The sequence below is a fragment of the Alkalihalobacillus sp. R86527 genome (genome assembly GCF_042466185.1).
GTDB lineage: Bacteria > Bacillota > Bacilli > Bacillales > Guptibacillaceae > Guptibacillus.
In genome coordinates, this window is record NZ_JAXHBW010000001.1 from 2,483,243 (window position 1) to 2,504,958 (window position 21,716).

13 protein-coding genes are annotated in these 21,716 nt (G+C 42.4%); 1 reads left to right on the top strand and 12 read right to left on the bottom strand.

The genetic code is table 11. From position 1 onward, the window contains the following. Positions 1-7: 7 nt before the first annotated feature. The 4 genes from SJY16_RS12750 to SJY16_RS12765 form a co-directional block, all read right to left on the bottom strand. Positions 8-1,336: an FAD-dependent oxidoreductase gene (locus tag SJY16_RS12750; protein WP_377889675.1), complete on the bottom strand. Its 1,329-nt coding sequence runs from the start codon at positions 1,334-1,336 to the stop codon at positions 8-10. A 136-nt stretch (positions 1,337-1,472) separates the two neighbouring features. After that, the gene (locus SJY16_RS12755) at positions 1,473-1,646 is read right to left on the bottom strand and encodes a glycine zipper domain-containing protein (protein ID WP_377889677.1); all 174 of its coding nucleotides are present in this window, start codon (positions 1,644-1,646) and stop codon (positions 1,473-1,475) included. Positions 1,647-1,724: 78 nt separating this feature from the next. Next, positions 1,725-3,473: a sensor domain-containing protein gene (locus SJY16_RS12760; RefSeq protein ID WP_377889679.1), complete on the bottom strand. Its 1,749-nt coding sequence runs from the start codon at positions 3,471-3,473 to the stop codon at positions 1,725-1,727. A gap of 219 nt (positions 3,474-3,692) precedes the next feature. After that, positions 3,693-4,043: a DUF1516 family protein gene (locus tag SJY16_RS12765; RefSeq protein WP_377889681.1), complete on the bottom strand. Its 351-nt coding sequence runs from the start codon at positions 4,041-4,043 to the stop codon at positions 3,693-3,695. 166 nt (positions 4,044-4,209) lie between these two features. Between SJY16_RS12765 and SJY16_RS12770 the strand changes: the two genes are divergently transcribed. Further along, complete coding sequence (locus tag SJY16_RS12770) at positions 4,210-5,403, top strand: ornithine--oxo-acid transaminase (RefSeq protein ID WP_377889682.1); 1,194 nt, start codon at positions 4,210-4,212, stop codon at positions 5,401-5,403. Positions 5,404-5,444: 41 nt separating this feature from the next. Here the strand turns inward: SJY16_RS12770 and SJY16_RS12775 are convergent, their stop codons facing one another. The 8 genes from SJY16_RS12775 to addB form a co-directional block, all read right to left on the bottom strand. After that, positions 5,445-6,869, bottom strand: a complete 1,425-nt coding sequence (locus SJY16_RS12775; RefSeq protein WP_377889684.1) for an NAD-dependent succinate-semialdehyde dehydrogenase — start codon at positions 6,867-6,869, stop codon at positions 5,445-5,447. Between the two features lie 66 nt (positions 6,870-6,935). Beyond that, on the bottom strand, positions 6,936-7,817 hold the full coding sequence (locus tag SJY16_RS12780) for a fumarylacetoacetate hydrolase family protein (RefSeq protein ID WP_377889686.1): 882 nt from the start codon (positions 7,815-7,817) through the stop codon (positions 6,936-6,938). A 61-nt stretch (positions 7,818-7,878) separates the two neighbouring features. Next, positions 7,879-9,009: an efflux RND transporter periplasmic adaptor subunit gene (locus SJY16_RS12785; protein ID WP_377889688.1), complete on the bottom strand. Its 1,131-nt coding sequence runs from the start codon at positions 9,007-9,009 to the stop codon at positions 7,879-7,881. A gap of 19 nt (positions 9,010-9,028) precedes the next feature. Continuing rightward, on the bottom strand, positions 9,029-9,679 hold the full coding sequence (locus SJY16_RS12790) for a hypothetical protein (protein WP_377889690.1): 651 nt from the start codon (positions 9,677-9,679) through the stop codon (positions 9,029-9,031). A gap of 156 nt (positions 9,680-9,835) precedes the next feature. Next, the gene (locus SJY16_RS12795; RefSeq protein WP_377889691.1) at positions 9,836-13,183 is read right to left on the bottom strand and encodes an AAA family ATPase; all 3,348 of its coding nucleotides are present in this window, start codon (positions 13,181-13,183) and stop codon (positions 9,836-9,838) included. A gap of 18 nt (positions 13,184-13,201) precedes the next feature. After that, positions 13,202-14,362: an exonuclease SbcCD subunit D gene (locus tag SJY16_RS12800; protein WP_377889693.1), complete on the bottom strand. Its 1,161-nt coding sequence runs from the start codon at positions 14,360-14,362 to the stop codon at positions 13,202-13,204. An 85-nt stretch (positions 14,363-14,447) separates the two neighbouring features. Further along, positions 14,448-18,173, bottom strand: coding sequence for a helicase-exonuclease AddAB subunit AddA (addA, locus tag SJY16_RS12805; protein ID WP_377889695.1), 3,726 nt, complete (start codon positions 18,171-18,173; stop codon positions 14,448-14,450). Then, positions 18,154-21,660, bottom strand: coding sequence for a helicase-exonuclease AddAB subunit AddB (gene addB / locus SJY16_RS12810; protein WP_377889696.1), 3,507 nt, complete (start codon positions 21,658-21,660; stop codon positions 18,154-18,156). The genes addA and addB overlap by 20 nt, the downstream gene beginning before the upstream one ends. Between the last annotated feature and the right edge of the window lie 56 nt (positions 21,661-21,716).

Below are 21,716 nucleotides of genomic sequence, written 5' to 3' on the forward strand. Positions count from 1 at the left end.
CTCCTCACTACCCTTTGTTCCAAGGGTAATCCTCGTTTTTGTCAAAAATAACTTTATGTTCGATACCGGAAAGCTTGTTATCATTTCTCCTGGCCGGAAGGAGACCTGCTTGCTTCATACGATCCAAGATCGTAAATTTCCAAATTCCTAATCCAGATGTATTAAGCATCTGCTTGTAATGAAGCACGGATGAATGTTCTGTTTGCTGTACGCCTTTTATCCGTAGCCTCTGCCACGGGCGGTAAGGGAATGAATAAAGCAATGCCGCCTGATGACTAAGGCGTGAAACAAACTCAGCTCTTGGTTTTCTAACTTTTTCATACCATGCAAGGTGCTGCCATTCTGTTTGATTCGTCTTAAACATCCAACAAAGTAGTTCTCCGAGTATATCAGAATCTTGTATCGCAAGATTCATACCTTCTCCTGCCATCGGATGCACACTGTGCGCCGCATCGCCCGTTAATATAATATTGTCTTTTACATATTGAGAGACATTGTGTCGAACTGGAATCATGAGCTGAATCTTTTTCCACGAATCGATCTGTTGAACATACCCATCTAGTTCGGGTATCAATTCGCAGTACGCGCGGTAGAAGGAATTTAGCCCTTCTTTTCGCATTTCCTTGAATTCCCCTGGCTTGATCAACAATACACTTCTCACTTCATTATTTGGTAAAGGAAAGAGTCCAAGAAAACGATTCTGTGTCGTAATGATAGTGGATTGATCAAGGCTGTCAGGGCGAGGGAATGAGACTGTTAAGAAATGATGGTTGTATGTCGTTTTCTTCATTTGCACATCCATTGCAGTTCGCGTTGGAGACGCTCGTCCTTCAGCACCAACGTAGAACTTTGCCTCGATTTCAAGCCTTCCCTCCTTCGTTTCGATCACCGCTTTTTTCTTCGTTGCTTCTTCATCGGTAAACCCTGTAAACTTCGCAGGTTGTATATAATCAATTGAGTCATACTTTGATGCTTTCTCAAATAATAGTTCTTTCAACCGTTCATGCGGAATCATCAAAGACGTATTGTAAGGAGATTGAATGAGATCATATCGAAATTCGTTTTCACTTAATTTCTTAAGAGAGCCATTATCCAATCGTTCGAACTCATGAAATTCAATCGAAGGAAGGCTAACTCCGTTGGCTTTCACCGTTTGAAGGAGACCGATGCGATCTAGTATATCGAGACTTTTGGGCTGTAGAAGTTCTCCTTTGTATATCAAACCGCTTTTCTGATCTTTTTCTACGATAAGGGTCTTCACATTGCTCTGACCTAGCTTGACTGCAAGGGTGAGCCCCGCAATTCCCCCTCCGATAATCAAGACATCATATTGCATCTCTATCACCTCGTTACTACCCTTCTCTTCCCTTCTACATAGCCGGATAAACTGAATGACCAGCGCAAGATCTCCATCTCAACAATTTAATGCGACATACAAAAAAGCTTAGCCCAAAGGACTAAGCTGCAAAAAGTTATTTCTTTTTAGTAAATAGGATACTATCCAAGCCTGCTCCAAAAGCAACGCCAAGGGCAATTCCAAGTCCAATATTATCAAAGACGACGCCAAACACGACACCTAATGCAGTTCCGAGACCTACAAACGTTCCTGGTGCAGCTACATTCTTCTTCAGCTTTTTATCGTTCATTCTTATCCCCTCCTGCATGATTTTATTATGAATAAAAAACACCTATCAAATCAACTGGATTTGATAGGTGTAGCACACTTAAGTTGCGAGTGGAAATTTACGAGAAGTAAGGAGTTTTTCAAAGTGTTCTTTATTTAAAGGTTTACTATAAAAGAATCCTTGTGCGAAATTACATCCAAACCGTTTGACGATCTCGCCTTGCTCCTCGGTTTCAATCCCTTCTGCAACGATCGATAGATTCAAGCCTTCACACATCGTGATAACGGCTTTGACAATCGCTGCATCCGCACTGTTTTCTTTTAAGTTTCGGATAAAAGATTGGTCGATCTTTAAGATATCAAGCGGAAAATCCTTTAAATAACTAAGGGATGAGTAACCAGTTCCGAAATCATCAATCGATACCTTGATCCCCATCTTTCTTAGCTGTTTGAGCATCGAAATACTATAGTCAGTATTGACCAGCGTAGTACTCTCCGTTACTTCTAGATGAAGAGAATGAGGCGATAGCTGAGACTTATTTAACGCTTCTCGAACCGATTCAACGAACTGTTCACTCTGGAATTGACGCCCAGATACGTTCACGCTAATCGATAGGTGCTCATAACCTAAATCCTGCCACATCTTCGTTTGCATACACGCCTCGTTCAAAACCCAAATACCAATTTCTTCTATGAGTCCCGTATCTTCCGCAAGTGGAATGAACTCTGCAGGAGACACTAATCCTAACTTAGGGTGATTCCACCTGATCAATGCTTCACACGCATAGATCTTTTGTTCGTCAAGATTCACTTGAGGCTGATAGTAAAGCGTCAGTTCTTCCTTCTCGATTGCTCTACGTAAATAACTTTCTAATTCTAGTCTCTCAAATGCCTGATCATTCATTTCGTCAGTATAAAATTCAATATGATTCGCGCCCTGCTTTTTCGCACGGTCTAATGCGATATACGCATTTCGCATTAACTCATCCATACTCGCACCATCATGTGGAGAGATGCTGATGCCAATTCCTACTGTCATAAAGTATTCTACTTCATTATATAATATCGGTTCTTTCAGCTCATCGATGATCTTTTTCGCAAGACACAACGCATCATTTTCGGTATTCATCCCAGAAAGGATCATTGTAAACTCATCGCCACCAAATCTTGCTAGAACCGCATCTTCCTGTACTGCTTCTTTCAATTTCGCTGTGACGAGTTTTAATATATGATCACCCCGGTGGTGACCAAGACTATCGTTGATGAGCTTAAAACGATCTAAATCTACAAACATGACAGCAAGCATCTCTTCACGTGCTTTTAGCGATTCTTCTAAAAGATTCTCGAAAAGCAGACGATTTGGTAGTTCAGTAAGAACATCATAGTATGCAAGGTGTGCGATTTTCTCTTCAGCTCTAAGCTGCCTCATAATGTTCTTTCCGATTCCATAAGCACCTACTACTTCACCATTCTCGATGATAGGGATGTTCGTTATTGTAAAAAGAACACTTTCTCCTGACTTATGAATCAGATGCACATCATAAGACTGCGCTTGCCCTCTAAGAGCCTGATTGAATTTTTCTTTTGTTTTCGAGAAATCGCTTTGAGCTACAAAATCCAGTGAATAATTGCCCATCACCTCATCAGGCCTATAACCTAACAACGGTTTAAGAGCAGGGTTCACGCTGGTAATCTTACCAAAAACGTCAACAGAATAAACGAGGTTAGGATTTTGTTCAAATAGGGAGTTATATCGCTGCTCCGACTGCTGCAAACTAGCAGCCAACGATTCTAACTCTTCTGTTGATGCCTTGATCAAATGAGATAATGCCTTTGTTCCTCCATCCAATTCGTTCATCTCCTGCATATAGAATGATAGTAAAGATTCGATCCTCATCTTTTGTTCTATGTAATACCAACGACTTCTAATTATGTTCAATGATATCAAAAACTAAGGTATACGAATACCTTTAAAGCAAAAACAAGTCTATTACCCTATTCTATATATCGGTAGAAATATCCATTTGTTTAATAGAAAAAAACCGCCACAAATATGGCGGTTTTCGGCTTACAATTGATACAGATGTAGTACAGAGTACCCATAAAAGAAGACAAGAAAGAATGAAAACATAAACTGTAGCCAGAATGGCCAGATTGACTTTTCTTTCTTCCCTCTTACAAGAATCATCTCCATCGATGAAAGCAACCAGATTGCTAGGACCGCTTTCACGATAGAAGGTCCCCAGAAATTATACCCTGAAACGAGGATAACCCCTGAAATTAGAGTTAAGACGTATAACGTCCGAAGCACCATATGAGTGATTTTTTGGACTTTCATTTTCCCTTTTCTCATAAGAAAATAGCTAATGAGAAAGGTCAATAGCGTTAACCCAAACGCAGTGTAATGTGCATGAAGCATAGTAAAGTTCCTCCTCAGAATAATTGCAACAAATCTATCTTATCACGAAGAAGGATTCCCGCGAAAACTATCAGATAATTTTGACTCAAATGATAGGAACCTGCCAGTTTCATTGTTATAATAAGGGAGTGTGACATGAATATATAGACGGGAGTGACGGATTAACATGGTACAAACACAGGATATTATTCAAATGACAGAGCAATACGGTGCTAACAACTATCATCCATTACCTATCGTCATCGCAGAAGCTGAAGGGGTTTGGGTAAAAGACCCAGAAGGAAATCGCTATATGGACATGCTAAGTGCATATTCAGCAGTGAACCAGGGTCACAGACACCCAAAGATCATTCAGGCTCTCAAAGACCAGGCCGATCGCGTCACATTAACTTCTAGAGCATTTCACAACGACCAGCTCGGACCATTTTATCGAAAGATTTCTGAATTTACGAACAAAGACATGGTGCTACCGATGAATACGGGCGCTGAAGCTGTTGAAACAGCAGTAAAAGCGATGCGCCGCTGGGCTTACGAAGTAAAAGGTGTTGAAAAGGACAAGGCTGAAATCATTGCATGTGAAGGAAACTTCCACGGACGTACAATGACAGCTGTTTCTTTATCTTCTGAAGAAGAATATCAGCGTGGCTATGGACCGATGCTACCTGGAATCAAGCTCGTACCATACGGTGATATTGAAGCGCTAAAGAAAGCGATCACACCGAATACAGCTGGTTTCCTATTTGAACCGATTCAAGGTGAAGCCGGAATCAACATCCCACCTGAAGGGTTCTTAAAAGAAGCTTTTGAGTATTGTAAGAAACATGATGTTCTCTTCGTTGCTGACGAAATTCAAGCTGGCCTTTGCCGATCAGGTAAAAAGTTTGCTTGTGATTGGGATAACGTAGAGCCCGATATGTACATTCTTGGTAAAGCACTTGGCGGTGGTGTTTTCCCTATTTCTTGTGTTGCCGCTAACAGCAACGTCCTCGGCGTGTTTACTCCAGGCTCGCACGGCTCAACGTTCGGAGGAAACCCGCTCGCTTGTGCAGTTTCAATCGCTTCTATCGAAGTGCTTGAAAATGAAAAGCTTGCTGACCGTTCACTCGAACTAGGAAACTACTTCCAACAAAAATTAAAAGAAATCGATAACCCTGCTATCAAAGAAGTGCGCGGACGCGGTCTTTTCATTGGTGTCGAGCTTCATGAAGCGGCTCGCCCATACTGTGAGAAGCTAAAAGAGAAAGGCCTTCTCTGTAAAGAGACTCACGAAACAGTAATCCGCTTTGCCCCTCCACTAATCATTAGTGAAGATGATCTAAACTGGGCAATCGACCAAATTAAAGATGTCCTTTCTGTATAATGAAAAAGCCCCGCTGTCATGCAGCGGGGCTTCTTGTTGCTTTATAATCCGATCGAAACATATTTGGTTTCAAGGTAAGCTTCGAGCCCTTCATGACCACCTTCACGTCCAAGACCACTTTGCTTCATTCCTCCGAACGGTGCTTGTGCAGCAGAAGGAACTCCGTCATTCCAACCTACGATACCATAATCAAGACCGTTAACAACGGCATTCCCTCTCCTTACGCTTTCACTAAATACATATGCCGCAAGTCCAAATGGTGTTTGGTTCGCATATTTAATCGCTTCTTCATCAGTAGATACCTTTTGAATCGGCGCTACTGGTCCAAACGTTTCCTCATTCATGATCAACATGCCTGGTGTAACATCTTTCAAGATCGTTGGGCGATAGAAATAGCAACCATTTTCTTCGTATCCTTCTCCGCCTAGCACAACTGTTGCTCCTTGACTCGTTGCATTCTTCACGTGCTTATCAACTTTGTCATACCCATCTTTGTCGATCATCGGACCGATATCCGTTCCTTTTTCAAGACCATTACCAACGTTTAATTCTTTTGTTTTCTTAACAAATCGCTCAACGAACTCGTCGTGAACTTTCTCTTGAACATACACACGGTTCCCACAAATACATGTTTGACCACCGTTTCTAAACTTCGAGGCGATAACGCCATCAACAGCCTTTTCGATATCCGCATCATCGAGAACGATAATCGGTGCATGCCCTCCAAGCTCGAGAGAAATGTTTTTAACTGTTTCTGAAGCTTGTTCCATTAATTTCTTACCAACCTCAGTAGACCCTGTGAACGTAATCTTTCTTACGTGAGGATTACTCATCAGTTCACCTGCAACTTCAGAAGACTTTCCTGAAACGAGGTTCACGACTCCTTTTGGAATTCCTGCTTCTTCACAAAGTTCAACGAGTCGAACAGCAGTTAAAGGCGTTGCAGAAGGCGGCTTGACCACGAACGTACATCCTGCAGCAAGAGCAGGAGCTAACTTCCTCGCAATCATCGCAGCAGGGAAATTCCATGGGGTGATCGCCCCAACTACACCAACAGCCTGCTTTCGCACTTCCATCATTCTACCTTCTTTATGTGGCGGAATCGTACGGCCATACACTCGTTTTCCTTCTTCAGCAAACCATTCAACGAATGAGGCGGAATAAGCTACTTCTCCCTTCGATTCATGAAGGGGTTTTCCCATTTCTTTCGTCATTAATTCTGCTAACTCCTCTTCATGCTCGAGCATGAGTGAGTGAAGCTTTTTTAAGTATGAAGCCCGCTCGTATGCAGTTAGATTAGACCATGCGGGGAATGCGTTATGTGCGGCATCGATCGCTTTTTTCGTTTCGGACTTACCTCCGATCGGAACAGTTCCAACGAGTTCATTTGTTGCTGGATTTCTTACTTCGATTTTTTCTAAATCTTGTCCTGTCCATTCTCCGTTAATGTAATGTAACTTATCCATTTGGTAACCCTCCTGATAAACTCGAATCTGGTCATACATTTCCTTTTTTATGAAGCTGTTAAACACTTACCCTATACTTATTTCATTCTGAAGTGAGCCAATTCCTTCAATAGAAATTGTAATCTTATCACCATGTTTAAGGAATTTCGGTGGCTTGAATCCTTTCCCAACACCAGATGGCGTTCCAGTTGCGATGATATCTCCAGCTTCAAGAGTCATACCTTTTGAAAGGACAGAAAGTAATTCCGGAATATCAAAAATCAGATCCTCTGTACTCCCGTCCTGTCTTACTTCATCGTTGATTCTTGTAACGATATTGAGCTTATGAGGATCCGCAATTGCTGAATGGTGGAGAATAACGGGTCCCATCGGACAAGACTGATCAAGACTTTTACCTATAAAAAACTGTCCATGCTTTTTTTGAAGATCACGAGCTGTGATGTCGTTAACAATCGTATACCCGAAGACATGATCCAATGCCTCCTGACGAGAAATCCCTTTCCCACCTTTACCAATGATGATTGCAAGCTCCCCTTCATAATCAAGCTGTGACGAAACATCTGAAGGAAACAACAATAGCTCATTCGGGTTCGCAACACTTGTCGGTGCTTTTGTGAAAATCATTGGACTTGTAGGAATATCCTTTTCACTTCCCATCTCAATCGCATGATCTTTGTAGTTCTTACCTACACAAAAGATATTCTTTAACGGCCGTTGAATCGGCGAAATAAGCGTGATATCTTCAGCCGACAAACGGTACTTTTCTTCACTTTGTTCCATTAGGAATTCGACTTCACCATGGCAATCCTTTCTGATCAAGTCTACTAAAGTTGAAACGCTTTCACCTTTATCTTGAAAATACTCGGAACAATCAATAACTGTTTTCTCCTCTTCAAGCCATACGCCAAACCGGTTTTCACCTTTGTAAAGAAATGATATGTATTTCATCTTCCATTCTCCTTTCGTTATATGTGCAAAGAAGACCTGCAGTAACGTGCAGGCCTTCTTACTATTCTTTCTCTTCTTTACCGCTCTGCTTCTTTTCAGTTAGAAGTTCGGTAAATTCTTCTCTTGGTCTTTTCAATACTTTGTCATTCACTTTAAGTCCAGCTAGTACTTCAACAGAATTGTTCTTCATCCTGCCAGTTTCGATCGTTCTTAACTGTAGCTTCTTCTTCTCAACCACTACGACGTACGAGATACCATCTTTGTTGATGATGCTTTCTTCAGGTACGATCGGAGCATCAATATTCTGATGAAGAGGAACTTCAATCTCAACATGCGTACCTGCTGTCATCTCGCCCGTTTCTTCTATCAAAACTGTAAAGTGGAAGTAGCTTGATCCTTCTTCAATCGAATATGGACGGTTTTCCATCATCGTAATTCGACCGCTTACAGATTGTCCAGGATAAGCAGGAGCTTTAATCGTTACTTCTTGATCCACGGCAAGTAGTGGATAATCAAGTTCTGAGACAGTTCCTTGAACAGCCAGCTCATTCGAGTCTATTTTAGCAACTGCTTCTCCGTTTTTGGGAGTTCGGTTAATCTTCGTAACCGTTCCTTGTAACGAAGATTCTACCCCTCTTTCGACTTCTACACGATCAGCATCCTGAATTTTTCGATTTAGTTCTTTCTCATCTAGTTCAGCCAAACGCTTCTGATACTCCGTTTCGCGTATTTGTTCATCGATACCGAGTAGAAGTTGAATCTTTTCTTCATCTCTCAAATCAGAATTAAGCTGGATTGTCGATGCCTGGGACGCAAGGTCATCCAATTGATCATCCAACACATCGATCTGTGTTTCCACTTTGTTTTGCTCTGCTTCTAATTCAGAAACATCTATTTCCTTTTCAGCTTCATATTCAAAAAGCGCAGTTCCGATCGAAACTTCTTCCCCTTCACCGACAAGAAACTCTGAAATCTCTCCTCTAGATTGCTGGTAATAATAGACTTCTTCATCTTGGGGAACAAGCAAACCAGCAAAACTGTTTAAATCTTCAAACGTTTCTTTTTTCACCGATACCGTTTCTAGCTTCTTCTCTCCTGCAAGTACTCGTTGAATGACGAGTGTGTTCACAGTTACGAAAGCTACAAGAAGCAGACCGACACTTATACTGATCAAGAGCGACTTACGATTCAAGACGAAATCCACCTCTCATTTAAAATGCCGTCCTTATATATGCCATCATGAAAGCTAGTGCGATGTCGAGAATGATGATCCAGATAATGATTGCACTTCTTTTATGAGAAGTTGCTTGTTTGATGGCTGCATATTGCACAATGATGGCCCATACGAGAAACAACGACAAACTATAGCTGAAAAATAACCAAAATGAATCATCCACGAAAATATCGATATAGACACCGATGCTAAATGGTGAAATATATGAGGGCTCATGGAGAAAAATAATAAATGGCAGCTGCACGATCATTCCGATTAACAAAATAAATACAGCGTAACTATGTATAATTGCTAGTCTTTTAAACCCAACATCTTGAAAGAATGGCCAAAATAATAGCGCTCCAACAAGAATCATGAAGAAAAAGACAAGAATTCCTAAAACGCCATTCGATATGACTTCACTTAATACGAATAGTAGCTTCTCGCTCGACTCTAACCCTGCATACTCAGGTAACTCACCAGCATATTTAATGTTCAAAAAAGATGTTGTTGCCGTTACAACAAAAGCTAGCAAGCTGAGCAAGAGAAGACGCCACCATGAACCTTTTAACCGATAAGCCGAACTGAGCGTTCGAAAATGAGTAAAAGGCTTAACAATTCCTTTTCCTAATTTCATAGAGTGCAACATCCATGTTCCTCCTACGTTAATTACCTCAACTACTAATCATATTTTTACATAAAATACGTTATTTTGACAGTCTCTTTCATCAATTCTTTACAATTATTGTATGGATGAGAGAAAACAACAGGCTGCCGAGAATCATCTCGACAGCCTTGGATATAACTAAAGCGTTTCTAATTCGATTCTGCTTCCTTTACCTGAAGGCTCAGAAGGTGTTACAACAAGTTTCCGCGGAAGTCTTGCTCGTAACTCAGGGACGTGACTGATCACGCCGACTGAAAGACTCTCGGTTTGTAGCTTTTCGAGTGAAGTAATCACCGTATCGAGCAATGTTTCGTCGAGCGTTCCAAACCCTTCATCCAAAAAGAAGAATTGAAGAGGATGCGCTCCTCTTAGCTGAATTTGCCCTGATAGAGCAAGTGCTAGAGAAAGAGAGGTCAGGAACGTCTCGCCACCTGAAAGAGTCGAAACAGGTCGTTTCACTCCACCATTTGCGTCATCTCTTATAAGAAACCCACCAGCAGAATCAACTTCGAGTGCATAGCGTTGTCCTGTGAGATCGCCTAGTTTTTGTGAGGCATCAAGACTAACCTGCTCTAGCTGTTCTGAAGCGATGAATTCCACAAAACTATTGCCACGGAATACCGCTTGAAGCTTCCCAAGCTTTTCGAGCTCTTCACTTCTTTTCTTTCGATCACTTTCTAACTCCATGAATCGTTTGTGCCTTTTCGTGACGTCTTCTAATTGATGACGGCTTGCTGCTACATGTGAATGAGCATCGTCTCTTGCTTGTTGCTTTTCTTTGGCAGCTGCTTCTGCTTCTTTCCATTCATCCTCTGTAATCTTCTCTCCACCTAGTCTCGTTTCAAGCTCTTCGATTCCATGAATGACGCGATTCCATTCTCTCTCATACGTTTCTACTTCTTCTTCCCATTCAGAACGAGAACGTTTTGATACTTCAGCAGCCCTCACACTCTCTCGATCTGAGAATATTGATTCTTTTTGTTCATTCTCATAGGAAGATTTGGCTTTTTCTAAACGAACTTGCACATCTTTACCATAGTTTTCATCAGCAGCCGCCTGACGCTCTGCTTTCTGATAATGCTCTTCCATCTTAGTGAGCTCTTCTCGAGCCGTTTTCTCTGAAACTCTTAAATCATTCAACCGTTGTTCAACGTTTTGATACAATGATTGTGCTGAACCTTCGCCAACTAGTTCAGAAAGCTCTTGTTCGTCCCTGAGAACCTGCTCATTGTTCTGATGAAGGGTACTCTTGATTTCCGCTTTCTGAACAGTTAATGCTTGCACTCTTTCTTGTAAATGAGTAAATCGTTTTTCTTTTTCCTCGATATAAGGGATGCTTTTTGACAGCCGTTCTCGAATAACTTCCGCATCATTGTCCATCTTTTCAAGCTGCCTTACTTTCCCTTCAACCTCTTCAACATCAAGAGAAAGATCTTCCTTCATCCTTCTCTTTAATTCATCTACTCTCCCACTGAGTGTTGCCTTTTTCTCTAAGAGAGCTGTGAGATTTTCATTAACCTGGTCAATCCGATAGCTGTTCTTCGAAACAGTAGAACTGTACTCCTGCAGGTTTTTCCCTACACTTTTGATCGTTTCTTCTAACTCCTGTACATCTTGGGCAAAAGATTTCATCTCTGTTAGTAGATCCTCTGATAAATCAACAGGCTTCTGTTCCGCTTTGATTTCTCTTACACCTTCATCAAGATCAATCATAGTATCCGAAAGCTGTTCGAGTTTGTACTGAAGCTGCTTACCTTGTAAAAGGCTATCTTTCAGTGCCTCGCGCTGCTGTTCCGACCTTTCGATTTTATGCTGCCATTCGAGCGTTTGGTCTTCCCCACTTGCAAGATCAACATGTTCGACCGCTCCACAAACTGGACAAGCCTCTCCATCCTGAAGTTCTGAAGCAAGCTTTATCGCGATTGCATGAGTTCTACTATTTTCAAGTTTCTGATAGGCTTCATGAATCGTTTCACTTACTCTCGCAATTCGTTGGTCAATCGCTGTTTTGCATGAAGATACGCCTTCATAATTGCTTAATAACTTACGAAAAAGCGAACGATAGCTTTCTTTCGTTTTTTCGTAAGTTTCAACCATGTCTTTCTGGGAAGCTTCGATTGTGGATTTTTCGTTGTGAATCTTCTTTTCTTCCTCTACCGTTTCTTGCATTTGTTTTGTTACGCCTTCGTATTCTTGCTTTACCTGCTGAGCTGTCGACAGACGCTTTCGCTCTTCATTTGGGATTTGTAAGTCCTCGAGTTTACGATTCAAATCTTCTTGCAGCGATCTTGCTACTTTCAAATCATGATCGGCCTGTTCTTTCGCTTTGTTTGCTTCAACCGCTTCTTCTTCGATTAGATTCGATTTTTCAAGGTTACCGTCGCGATTCTTTTTCAAACTAGAAAGATCATTCTCAAGCTTAATTCCACGTTCAAGATCATTCAGCTTCTTGATTAGTTGCGGCTCTTCTGTCTGCTGTTTCTTTCTTACGTCGTCGTACTTTTCCTTAGCATTTTCATAATGCCTTTTCGCTTCAGATAGCTGTTGTTTCGTTCGTTCATAACGACGTTGCGCTTCTTCTTCCTCATTCTCAGTAGATTCTAGCGTATCGAGGTACGGTTTCAGTTCTGATGCGGCAAATGCTTGTTTAATCTTCGTCTTAAGCTCGTTCACTTCTTCACTTTTCGTAAGTAGGTTTGTTTTCTTATTCGTTAACTGCATGAGCTCTTGTTGAAGAGACCACGTACGCTCCGCATGTTCTCGACGCTTTTTCGAAGCCTCAAGTTCCATGTTTGCTTTTTCCGCTGATTCCTCGGCGCTTTTCAGAACTGCTTTCGCTTCCTTCAAATGTTCCTTAGAAGCATCTCCTAGACCGGTTTGCTCTGCAGTAAGCTCATTCAACACGCTTTTTTCTTGATCAACTCTCGCTTTCAGTCTGCGATTGAATTGGTCACCGTACTTCTCTAATTGGAATAGTCGTTGAAGCATCTGTCGCCGCTCCGTCCCTTTTAAAGAAAGAAATTCAGCAAATTTCCCCTGTGGCAAAACGACAGCACGCGTAAAATCATCAATTGTTAGTCCAAGAATTTCTTGAATGCGTTGCGATACGTCTCGATCTTTATCAGCTAGAATGCTTTCTTCGTTCGTAGTGATTTCTACAAGACGAGATGTGGTTGAGCGCACCGAAATATCACCAGAGCGCTTGTAGCTTCGTTCGACTCGATATTGAACCCCTTCACTAAGTTCAAATGTAAACGAAACAGAAAGCGTGTCTTCAGCATGGTTCATAATTCCCTGCGTATTGTTCGTCGCACGCTCAACTTTCCCGTAAAGTGCGAGTGTCATCGCATCAAGCAAGGATGATTTCCCACTTCCGGTCGGACCAAATATTCCGAAGACTCCTCCCTGACATAGCGCTTCGAAATCGACAACTTGTGATTCTCTAAAACTATGAAGACCTGATACAGATAAGCGTAATGGCTTCACCTTTTCATTCCTCCCTTCTTATTCATCTTCTTCACCTTGAGAAAGTTCTAAGAATAAGCGCACCAATTCTTCCTCAGGCTCTCCTCCATCTGTCTGCTGTTCATAGAAACGTTTGAACAGTTCATCGATTGGAAGACTTGAATTTGCCGTCGTATTCTTCGTTTCACTTTTATTAAAAACAGGTCTTATATGTATAAAACCATAGTGTTTACTTCGTAGTCTATGAATTTCTTCAATCGAGAGCGTATCACGTAAATGCACCTCAAGGTCGACCCATGCATCCTGATCCCTTCCTTCTTCAAGCCACGTATACACCTGTTCGATGCCTTGGTCCGCTATCCACCTCACTAGTGGTTTCCCCGACTGAAGAGGAACTTCATCAATATGTGCAAGACCACCTGGTTCTACGTCTATGAGCGTAACTGATTTTGCGTGGCTTGCTTCAGAGAAGCTGTACGCAAGAGGGGAGCCAGCATACCGCGCTAGAGCAGACCCTCTTGTGATCGTTTGTGGGCGATGGAGGTGCCCGAGAGCGACGTACTGAGCCTGTTCAGGTAATGAGTTAGCAGAAACAGTGTAAGCACCTCCGACTTGAATCGGCCTTTCTGAATCCGTCTCCCTACTTCCAGCAACATAAATATGACTCATCGCAATATGCACTGCATCATCTGGTACGTCTGAGGATAAATCGTGAAATAATTTCTCCACCCGATCATCGTATGCAAGCTGTAACAGCCCTTCTTCCTGACTTTCAGTAAGACATTCATTCAAACGAGATTCTGACGGATAAGGGAGAGCTGCAATCGAGAGTTTCTGTCCATTACGAACTGTCAGTTCAAGGCGTTCTGCCGTAGGAAAACCGATGATTGTAATACCGTTTCGATCAGCAAGAGGCCGTGATGCAGCTAGGCGATCTGGACTATCATGGTTTCCAGAAATAATGATAAGCGGTCGTTCGCCGTTTTGCGTTAGTTTAACAGCAGCATCGTAAAATAGCGTTTCAGCAGCTGCTGGCGGATTTACTGTATCGAACACGTCTCCCGCCATTAAGATTGCATCCACATTCTCATCATCTGCGATCGTGATGAGCTCTGCTAGGAATTCTTTTTGTTCCGGTAATCTGCTTCTTCCTTCAAGTGTTTTCCCTAGATGCCAATCTGCCGTATGAAGCAACTTCATCTTCTTCACTCCTTTGCAAATATATTGTGTATGTAGAATAGTACTTGAATAAATAAGCCAGCCGGACATCTGCCCGGCCAGCACATTAATCGATTGTAACCAACCTACCACCATCAAAGAAGTATAGTACCTTTTCTTTGCATGGCATGTTCCATATTTCATCGATTGCTTTTTCGTATAATCGTAACTGAGTCGAATAGCGGTTCTTCATTGTAGTTTCAACCTGTTCTTCTGAAGTGAACCGATTCTCGATAACATCCGTTTTGTAATCGACTAACGTTAATCCATCTTCCTCTTCGATAATAAGGTCGATGACACCTTGGAGGACAACCGTTTCTTGTTCGCCTTCGAAATCAGAGTAGATCCAGGTAGAATCTACACCGAGACTGAACGGAACTTCCTTATGAATAGCCTTTGCTTTCCTCATCTTTTCTCCAAGAGGTGAGTCAATAAACTGTGTAATCTGCACAGCATCGATCGCATCGGTTTGTTCAGAAGTTAACAGTTCTTTTTCTTCAAGACGAGCGATTACCTCCCTAACAGCATGCTTATCCGCAACACGTGAAACGTCCAGATGTTGCATCACGACGTGCATCGCTGTACCTCTCTCAGCCGGAGTTAGCTTTTTACTTTGCAAAAAGCGCGGTCGTTCTTTCAGAGACTGCTTAAATCCTTTGACGATCGTTGAGTCACTTCGCTCATCAGAAAACACTTCCCGCTGTCGCTTCACTTCAGTTACTGACTGCTTTGATTTCGTTTCTGTAGCACCGGTATGTGGATACGACCAGCTTAATCGATTCACGACATCTTCTTGATGTGTGCTACTTTCAGGAATCTTGTTTTTCTCACGAAGTAACCTTTCATACTCTTCTTGTTTTTCAACATCTTCAGATTCTACTTCAGCAAAGTCAGCCGCTGAGTGGATGGTAAGGTCCCACCTTGACGTGTGGTTGAACACAGGCTCTGGCTTCTTAATATCGGCTACTTCATCGATCACCTTCGCTAAATCACGGTGTCTGAGCAGGGATGGTCCGATCCAGCTTAGATAGGATTTCCCTTTTGATCGTTCAAAGTCTGAGAGCAACCATTCCTCTGTGGATGCGCCTGTCCAAGTTAATAGCTCTTTCTCCCATTCCTTCACGGTTCCGATCAAATAGAGCTTTTCTTTCGCTCTCGTTAACGCAACATACAATACACGCATTTCCTCTGCGAGCATCTCGAGCCGCATTCTTTTTTGAAGTGTAAAATACGGAAGAGTCGGATACGTTACGCGATTGATCGGATCAATGAATTTCGAAGCGACTCCTAGCTCTTTATGCATAAGCATCGGATTGACCATATCTCGTAAGTTGAACTGTTTTGCGATACCTGCAACAAACACGATTGGAAACTCGAGTCCTTTACTTTTGTGGATCGTCATCACTCTCACAACGTCTTCTTGTTCACCAAGAGCTCTTGCTGTTCCAAGATCTCCACCTTGCTCTTTCATACGATCGATAAAGCGAAGGAAACGGAACAAGCCTCGAAATGACGTTGCTTCATACTGTCTTGCGCGATCATATAATGCACGTAGGTTTGCCTGTCTCTGCAAGCCCGCAGGCATTCCACCAACAAATTCATAGTAGTTCGTTTCCCGATACAATTGCCAAATGAGTTCGCCAAGAGATGACTGTCTAGCTTGATCTCGCCACTTGTTCAGTTTCTGTAGAAAATCTGCAAGCTTGTTGGAAAGCGCATCGGATTCGTTCCTTACATACGTTTGTACTGCACCAAAATAGTTCGAATTTTTCTCATGGATTCGTATTCTAGCTAGTTCTTCCTCTGTTAATCCTATGATTGGAGAGCGAAGCACTGAGGCGAGTGGGATATCTTGATACGGGTTATCGATCACGTTGAGTAAACTCATCATGATCGCTACTTCAGTCGCTTCAAAATAGCCCGTAGCTAGATCTGAATACGAGGGTATACCCGCCTGCTTTAATTCTTCAAGAATAACTGGTGCCCAGCTTGCCGTTGCACGGAGCAGTACGACCATGTCCCTGTATTCCACTGGCCTCATTCGATCTTCTTTACGGTCGTAAACTTTGACGCGCTCCTGTTCACCCTTGCCCATCATCGTCTTGATGCGCGATGCCATCAAACGTGCTTCAAGCTGAACTTTCTCAACATCTTCTTCGGTATCTTCCACGTCTGTACTTTGATCGATCAAGTGAACTTCAGGAACGACGGATTCAGAAGATGGGTAGCTTGCCCCAGGTATCAATTCAGCTGCTTCATCATACTGAATTTCACCAACACGTTCGTCCATTATTTGTTTGAAGATATAGTTCGTCCCATTAAGAACTTCTTCACGACTTCTAAAGTTTCGCGCAAGATCGATTCGCTTTGATGGCTCGTCAGATGAACGTCCGAACGTCTTATACTTCGAAAGAAACAGACCTGGTTCTGCTAGTCGGAAGCGGTAGATACTCTGCTTCACGTCACCAACCATAAAGCGATTCCCTGCTTTATCACCACTACGACTGATCGAATTCAGAATTGTTTCCTGAACCGAGTTCGTATCCTGGTATTCATCAATCAACACTTCTGCAAACTGCGTTTGATATTCTCGCGCAGCACTAGAAGGGATAGGATTTGCTGGCGTTGACTCTTCATCAAGAAGAACCGAGAGACAATAGTGCTCAAGATCACTATAGTCGACAAGACCTTTCTCTTTTTTCAACAGTTTATAACGTTCTCGGAACTGTTTCACGAGCTCAGTTAGCGTTCGTAGATGAGGCGCTAACTTTTCAAGATCTTCCACATATTCTTCTGCCGATCTCTGGAATAATTCTTCCTGTAGGCTTTGAATCGTCTTTTTCACTTTGTCTCTCATACCTTTTACTGCATCGATTTTGGCTGAATCATACTGATCGCCTTTACATGGCTTCAGCCTACCGAAGTGAAAAGCTTCAAAGCTCGTTTTCAGGGATAACCAGGTATCATTTGCTGACTCGAGAGCAGCAGAGACCATCGTACGCTCAGTCTGAAGTGTTTCAAGATAAGGTTCCGGACCATCGGATGAAGACGCAAGATCAATCGATTTGTCCTGAAGTTCTTTCATCCCTTCAAGCTGAAGGGTCACATCCTTCTTCAGTTCCTTCACCCAAATCAATTCGTCGAATGCTAGATTGCCTGCATTCTCATACTGTACAACACTTTCATATAACCATTGATCTGGCCACGGATGACTTGATGAGAAATGATACAGCTTTTCGACAAGCTGCTGAAGGTCGATATCGCTTCGATCACTACTATAACGATCGACTAATTCAAAGAACGCCTCGTTCTTCTCGTCACTATAATGTTCCTCAAACAGCTCTTCCATTGCTTCTTCTCGAAGAAGCGCGGCTTCCGTTTGATCAGCGACTCGGAAGGCCGGATCAAGATCGATTTCATAGTAATTGCGGCGTAGAACCTCCATACAAAATGAATGGAGAGTGGAGATAGAAGCCCTATTGAGCATCGAAAGCTGTCTTCGCAAATAGAGTGAAGAAGGATCTTCCTTTAATCTCGCTTCAAGCGCTTCTCCAATTCGATGTCTCATTTCAGCAGCCGCTGCGTTCGTAAACGTAACAACAAGAATACGATCGACCTCCGCTGGATCTTTCTCATCCGCAAGTCTTCTAATAATGCGTTCAACGAGGACTGCTGTTTTTCCTGACCCGGCAGCAGCCGCAACAAGAACGTCTTGATTGCGAGCTGCGATCGCTTCCCACTGTTCGTCTGTCCAGTTTGAGCCTTCTGGTTTCTTAATTAAGTCCGTCATCATCGTCTCCCCCTTTCTCTCTCATACTTCTCAATATCGTTTCATCATCTTTTACGGGAATCACTTTGTATGAATTATCCTCCATTGCCTGATCAAACTGACAAAATGAGCGGTATGAACAAAACGTACATGGAATTTTATCTTTCATTTTGTATGGGTCTATATCGATTTTCCCATCTGAAATATCTGTCCCGATCTGTTGAATCGTTTTTCTTGTATATGAACGGAGTGCATCGAAATCTTCTCTTGAAAGAACCGAAGAGTTCTTTGTGAAATTGCCATCTTTCTTAAGTGCAGCAGGAACGATATCCGATTTATCCATCTCGATCGTATTATCCATCAGGCTAACCACATCTTTATCAGCAAGGAGCATGCCTTTCATCTTAAACTTCTTGAAGAGTTCCCTCTGTATGGCAGATTGTGTTGGAGATGACGTTTGAAGCATCGGATTATGAACATGGAAATAGAGCATTCCCGCTGCCGCTGCTTCTCTTCCTAACCAGAGATGGGAATAAGAAATCACCACATCTAAATAAGTAAGCATCTGTAGCGCTAGCCCAAAGTATACTTCAGACAGATCAAGTGACGTACCGCTCGATTTATAGTCGATAACTCTTAGAAGAAGCTGATCTTCTTTAAATGCTTGATCAACTCGATCGATTCGTCCAATCAATTGGAGTGTACAGCCATTTTTCAATTTGAATTGGATCGGCGGCAGTTCTTGTCCTGGACCGAAAGCTAACTCTAAGCCAGCTGGCTGAAAGCCACTTCTTTTTGCTTGCTGACCGAGCACGGATGATGCACGTCCAACGACTTGTTTTAGCTTTCTCATAATATAATGATAGCGGTTTGAGCTTAATAGAATCTCATTCTGTAGTCTTGGCGCCAGCTGCTCAACGATTTCACCAGAAAGTTCATAGTATTGATTCGATGAAAGCTTACTCCAGTCCCAGTCTCGCTGTTTAATTGTTTCTGCAAGCATATTTAAAGATGCATGGAAAAGCTGACCGATGTCTGGCGCTTCCAACTTAAATGTTGAGCGCTCTTTCAACCTGAGTCCATGTGAAGCAAACTGAGAAAAGGCACAAGATTGATAGCGCTCCATTCTCGAGACACTCGCTTGTATTTTCGATCCGTACAGTTCTCTGCTCGTTTCCACTGAGAGATTCGTTGCTTTGTTGCGATAGAAGAGGCTTTCTACTAATCTCAACTTACCGCTCTCTTGTTCTTTGTGGTCAACAAACCAGTTATATGCATCCCACCAGATAGGATTTATCGGATAGCCTCTATTCCATTGTCGAAGCTGACCAGTCAGCCTCCCGATCGTTTTCAAAGGATTCGTGATGAAGGATAGCTCATCGACCGCTTCTTCACCTGGTTCAGCAAACTTCAATCCAATATAGAGGTCAGGGAACATTTCTTGAATTCGGTTCATGACGATTGATGGCTGTAATCCTTTTCCTTCCTCATCAGCGAGTGGACAGCTTATCCATAAATAATCGGAAGGTGTAGAAAGGGCATGATAGATGAGAAACTCTTCATCTAATAACCGGCGTTTCAATCCAGGTGCAAGTTGAAGCCCCTGTTCTTCAAGCTTCTCTCGATCTTGCTCACTTAATAGCCCTTCATCCTGAATTTTCGCAGGTAAGACACCGTCGTTCACACCAAGTAAAAACCCACACTTCACGTTCGTGAAACGTGTACGATCGATGCTTCCGATTACAACTTGGTCAAGAGAAGCAGGAACGAGTGCAAACTTCATGCTTTCGATTCCAGCTTCAAGAAGCTTCGTAAACTGACCGATCGAAAGTTCCTGGTCTCCAATCAGTTCTACGGTTTCATCAAGAAGAGCGATTACAGCATCCCAAACCTGATCATGCTCTCTCGCTTTAGTAAGCTGCCCTTCCAGTTCCGCATGTTCTTTTAACCGATCTACCTTTTCTGCAGCGTTACAGTTTTCAAGGAAATAATAAAGAACTTCACACTTCTCTCGCACCGTTTTGGCATTTTTCATTTTTCGTTCGAATTTCTCAAGAGGATCCGCGATCCATTCCTTCGTTTCATTTAGGCGGTCTTCCATCTTCTCGATATCTTCTGAAGAGACCGTTTCTTTGTCTTCCAACTGACGGTAAATATTCGCTTTCCAGTGGTCTCCAGTTCTCCATCGATAGCCTTTGATTCCTTTTGCAATCACATAGTTTTCGAGTTCGTCCATCCGATCTCTCATTTCAGCTTTGCTATCCTCAGTTTCATCAGGGAATAACAATTCTGTTTTGACACAGCGGAATACTGCTTCATAACGCCAGTGATACTGAATTATATCCAAGCTCGATCGAATGAGCTCAATTAATGGATGATGAAGCATCGTACGTTTCTGGTCAGAGAAAATAGGGATACCATGATCAGTGAAAATCGTTTCGACCAGTTCATAATAAGTCGACATATCTCGAACCATCACAGAGATATCCCGATAGCGATATCCCTCGTCTCTAACAAGTCGAATCGTATCACGTGCTGCAGCTTCAACTTCAGACCGAATATTTACTGCATGATTAACGTGTATATGCTCAAGTTCCCCCGAATATAAAACCGGGGGGCGTTCACCATAATTTGCTTCTAAATGACGGAGCTCGTTGTTTCGATATCGTTTCTGTTCACTAAGAAGCTGAGGCGTTTCCACATTGATGACTTCCTCATTCGCAATCTCAAGCAACGTTTGATACGTTGTAGCAGGCTCATGAAAAAGATCAAGTTCATGCACAGTAGATAGGTTCATCTCGGTATCCATCGTAATCGTGAAGGTGATGTTCGCACCTTTTTTCATCAATGCTTGTAAAACGAGTAACTCCTGAGGTGTAAAGCTATGAAACCCATCGACCCATACCGATGCATTTTCTAAATAGTTAGATTCAGAGATTTTCTCAGCTAGTAGCTGCAAGTAATCTTCCGAATCTAAATAGTGACCGATCATCGCTCTCTGAAACGCCTCGTATACAAGATGAAGATCGTAGAGCTTGTCTCTCAATAAACTTCGATCGTCCGTTGTATAGTAATCATCTGCATAGCTTTTAATATGGTCTGGTTCAAGACAGTACCGCTTAAATTCAGTCACCATATCATTGAGCTGATCAATATAACCTGTTTTATCAGAAGAGCGTTGATAGATTCGAAGTTTCTGTTTATTTTCTTCAATTATATGGCGAAGCATCATGCTCGTACCAACAGACGTTAAATGCGGTCTCGCCATTCCACCGGTTTCTTGAAGCACTTTCCATGCAAGCCGTGTGAAGCTAAACACTTGAGCGCGGATCATTCCTTTTAAGCCACGATTATGTACTAACTCATACTCTGACTGAAACGTCATTTGTTCTGGAACTAAATAAATCATCGTCTCGCCTAGAGGACGTTTGGTTAACTCATTTTGAATTTCAGTAAGGCAATGATCGGTTTTTCCGCTTCCCGACCTGCCAATAACAAATTGAACTCCCATGCCTTTCTCCTCCCGTACCCGTGTACTAAGTATCTCTTCCTATTATCTCACGTTTT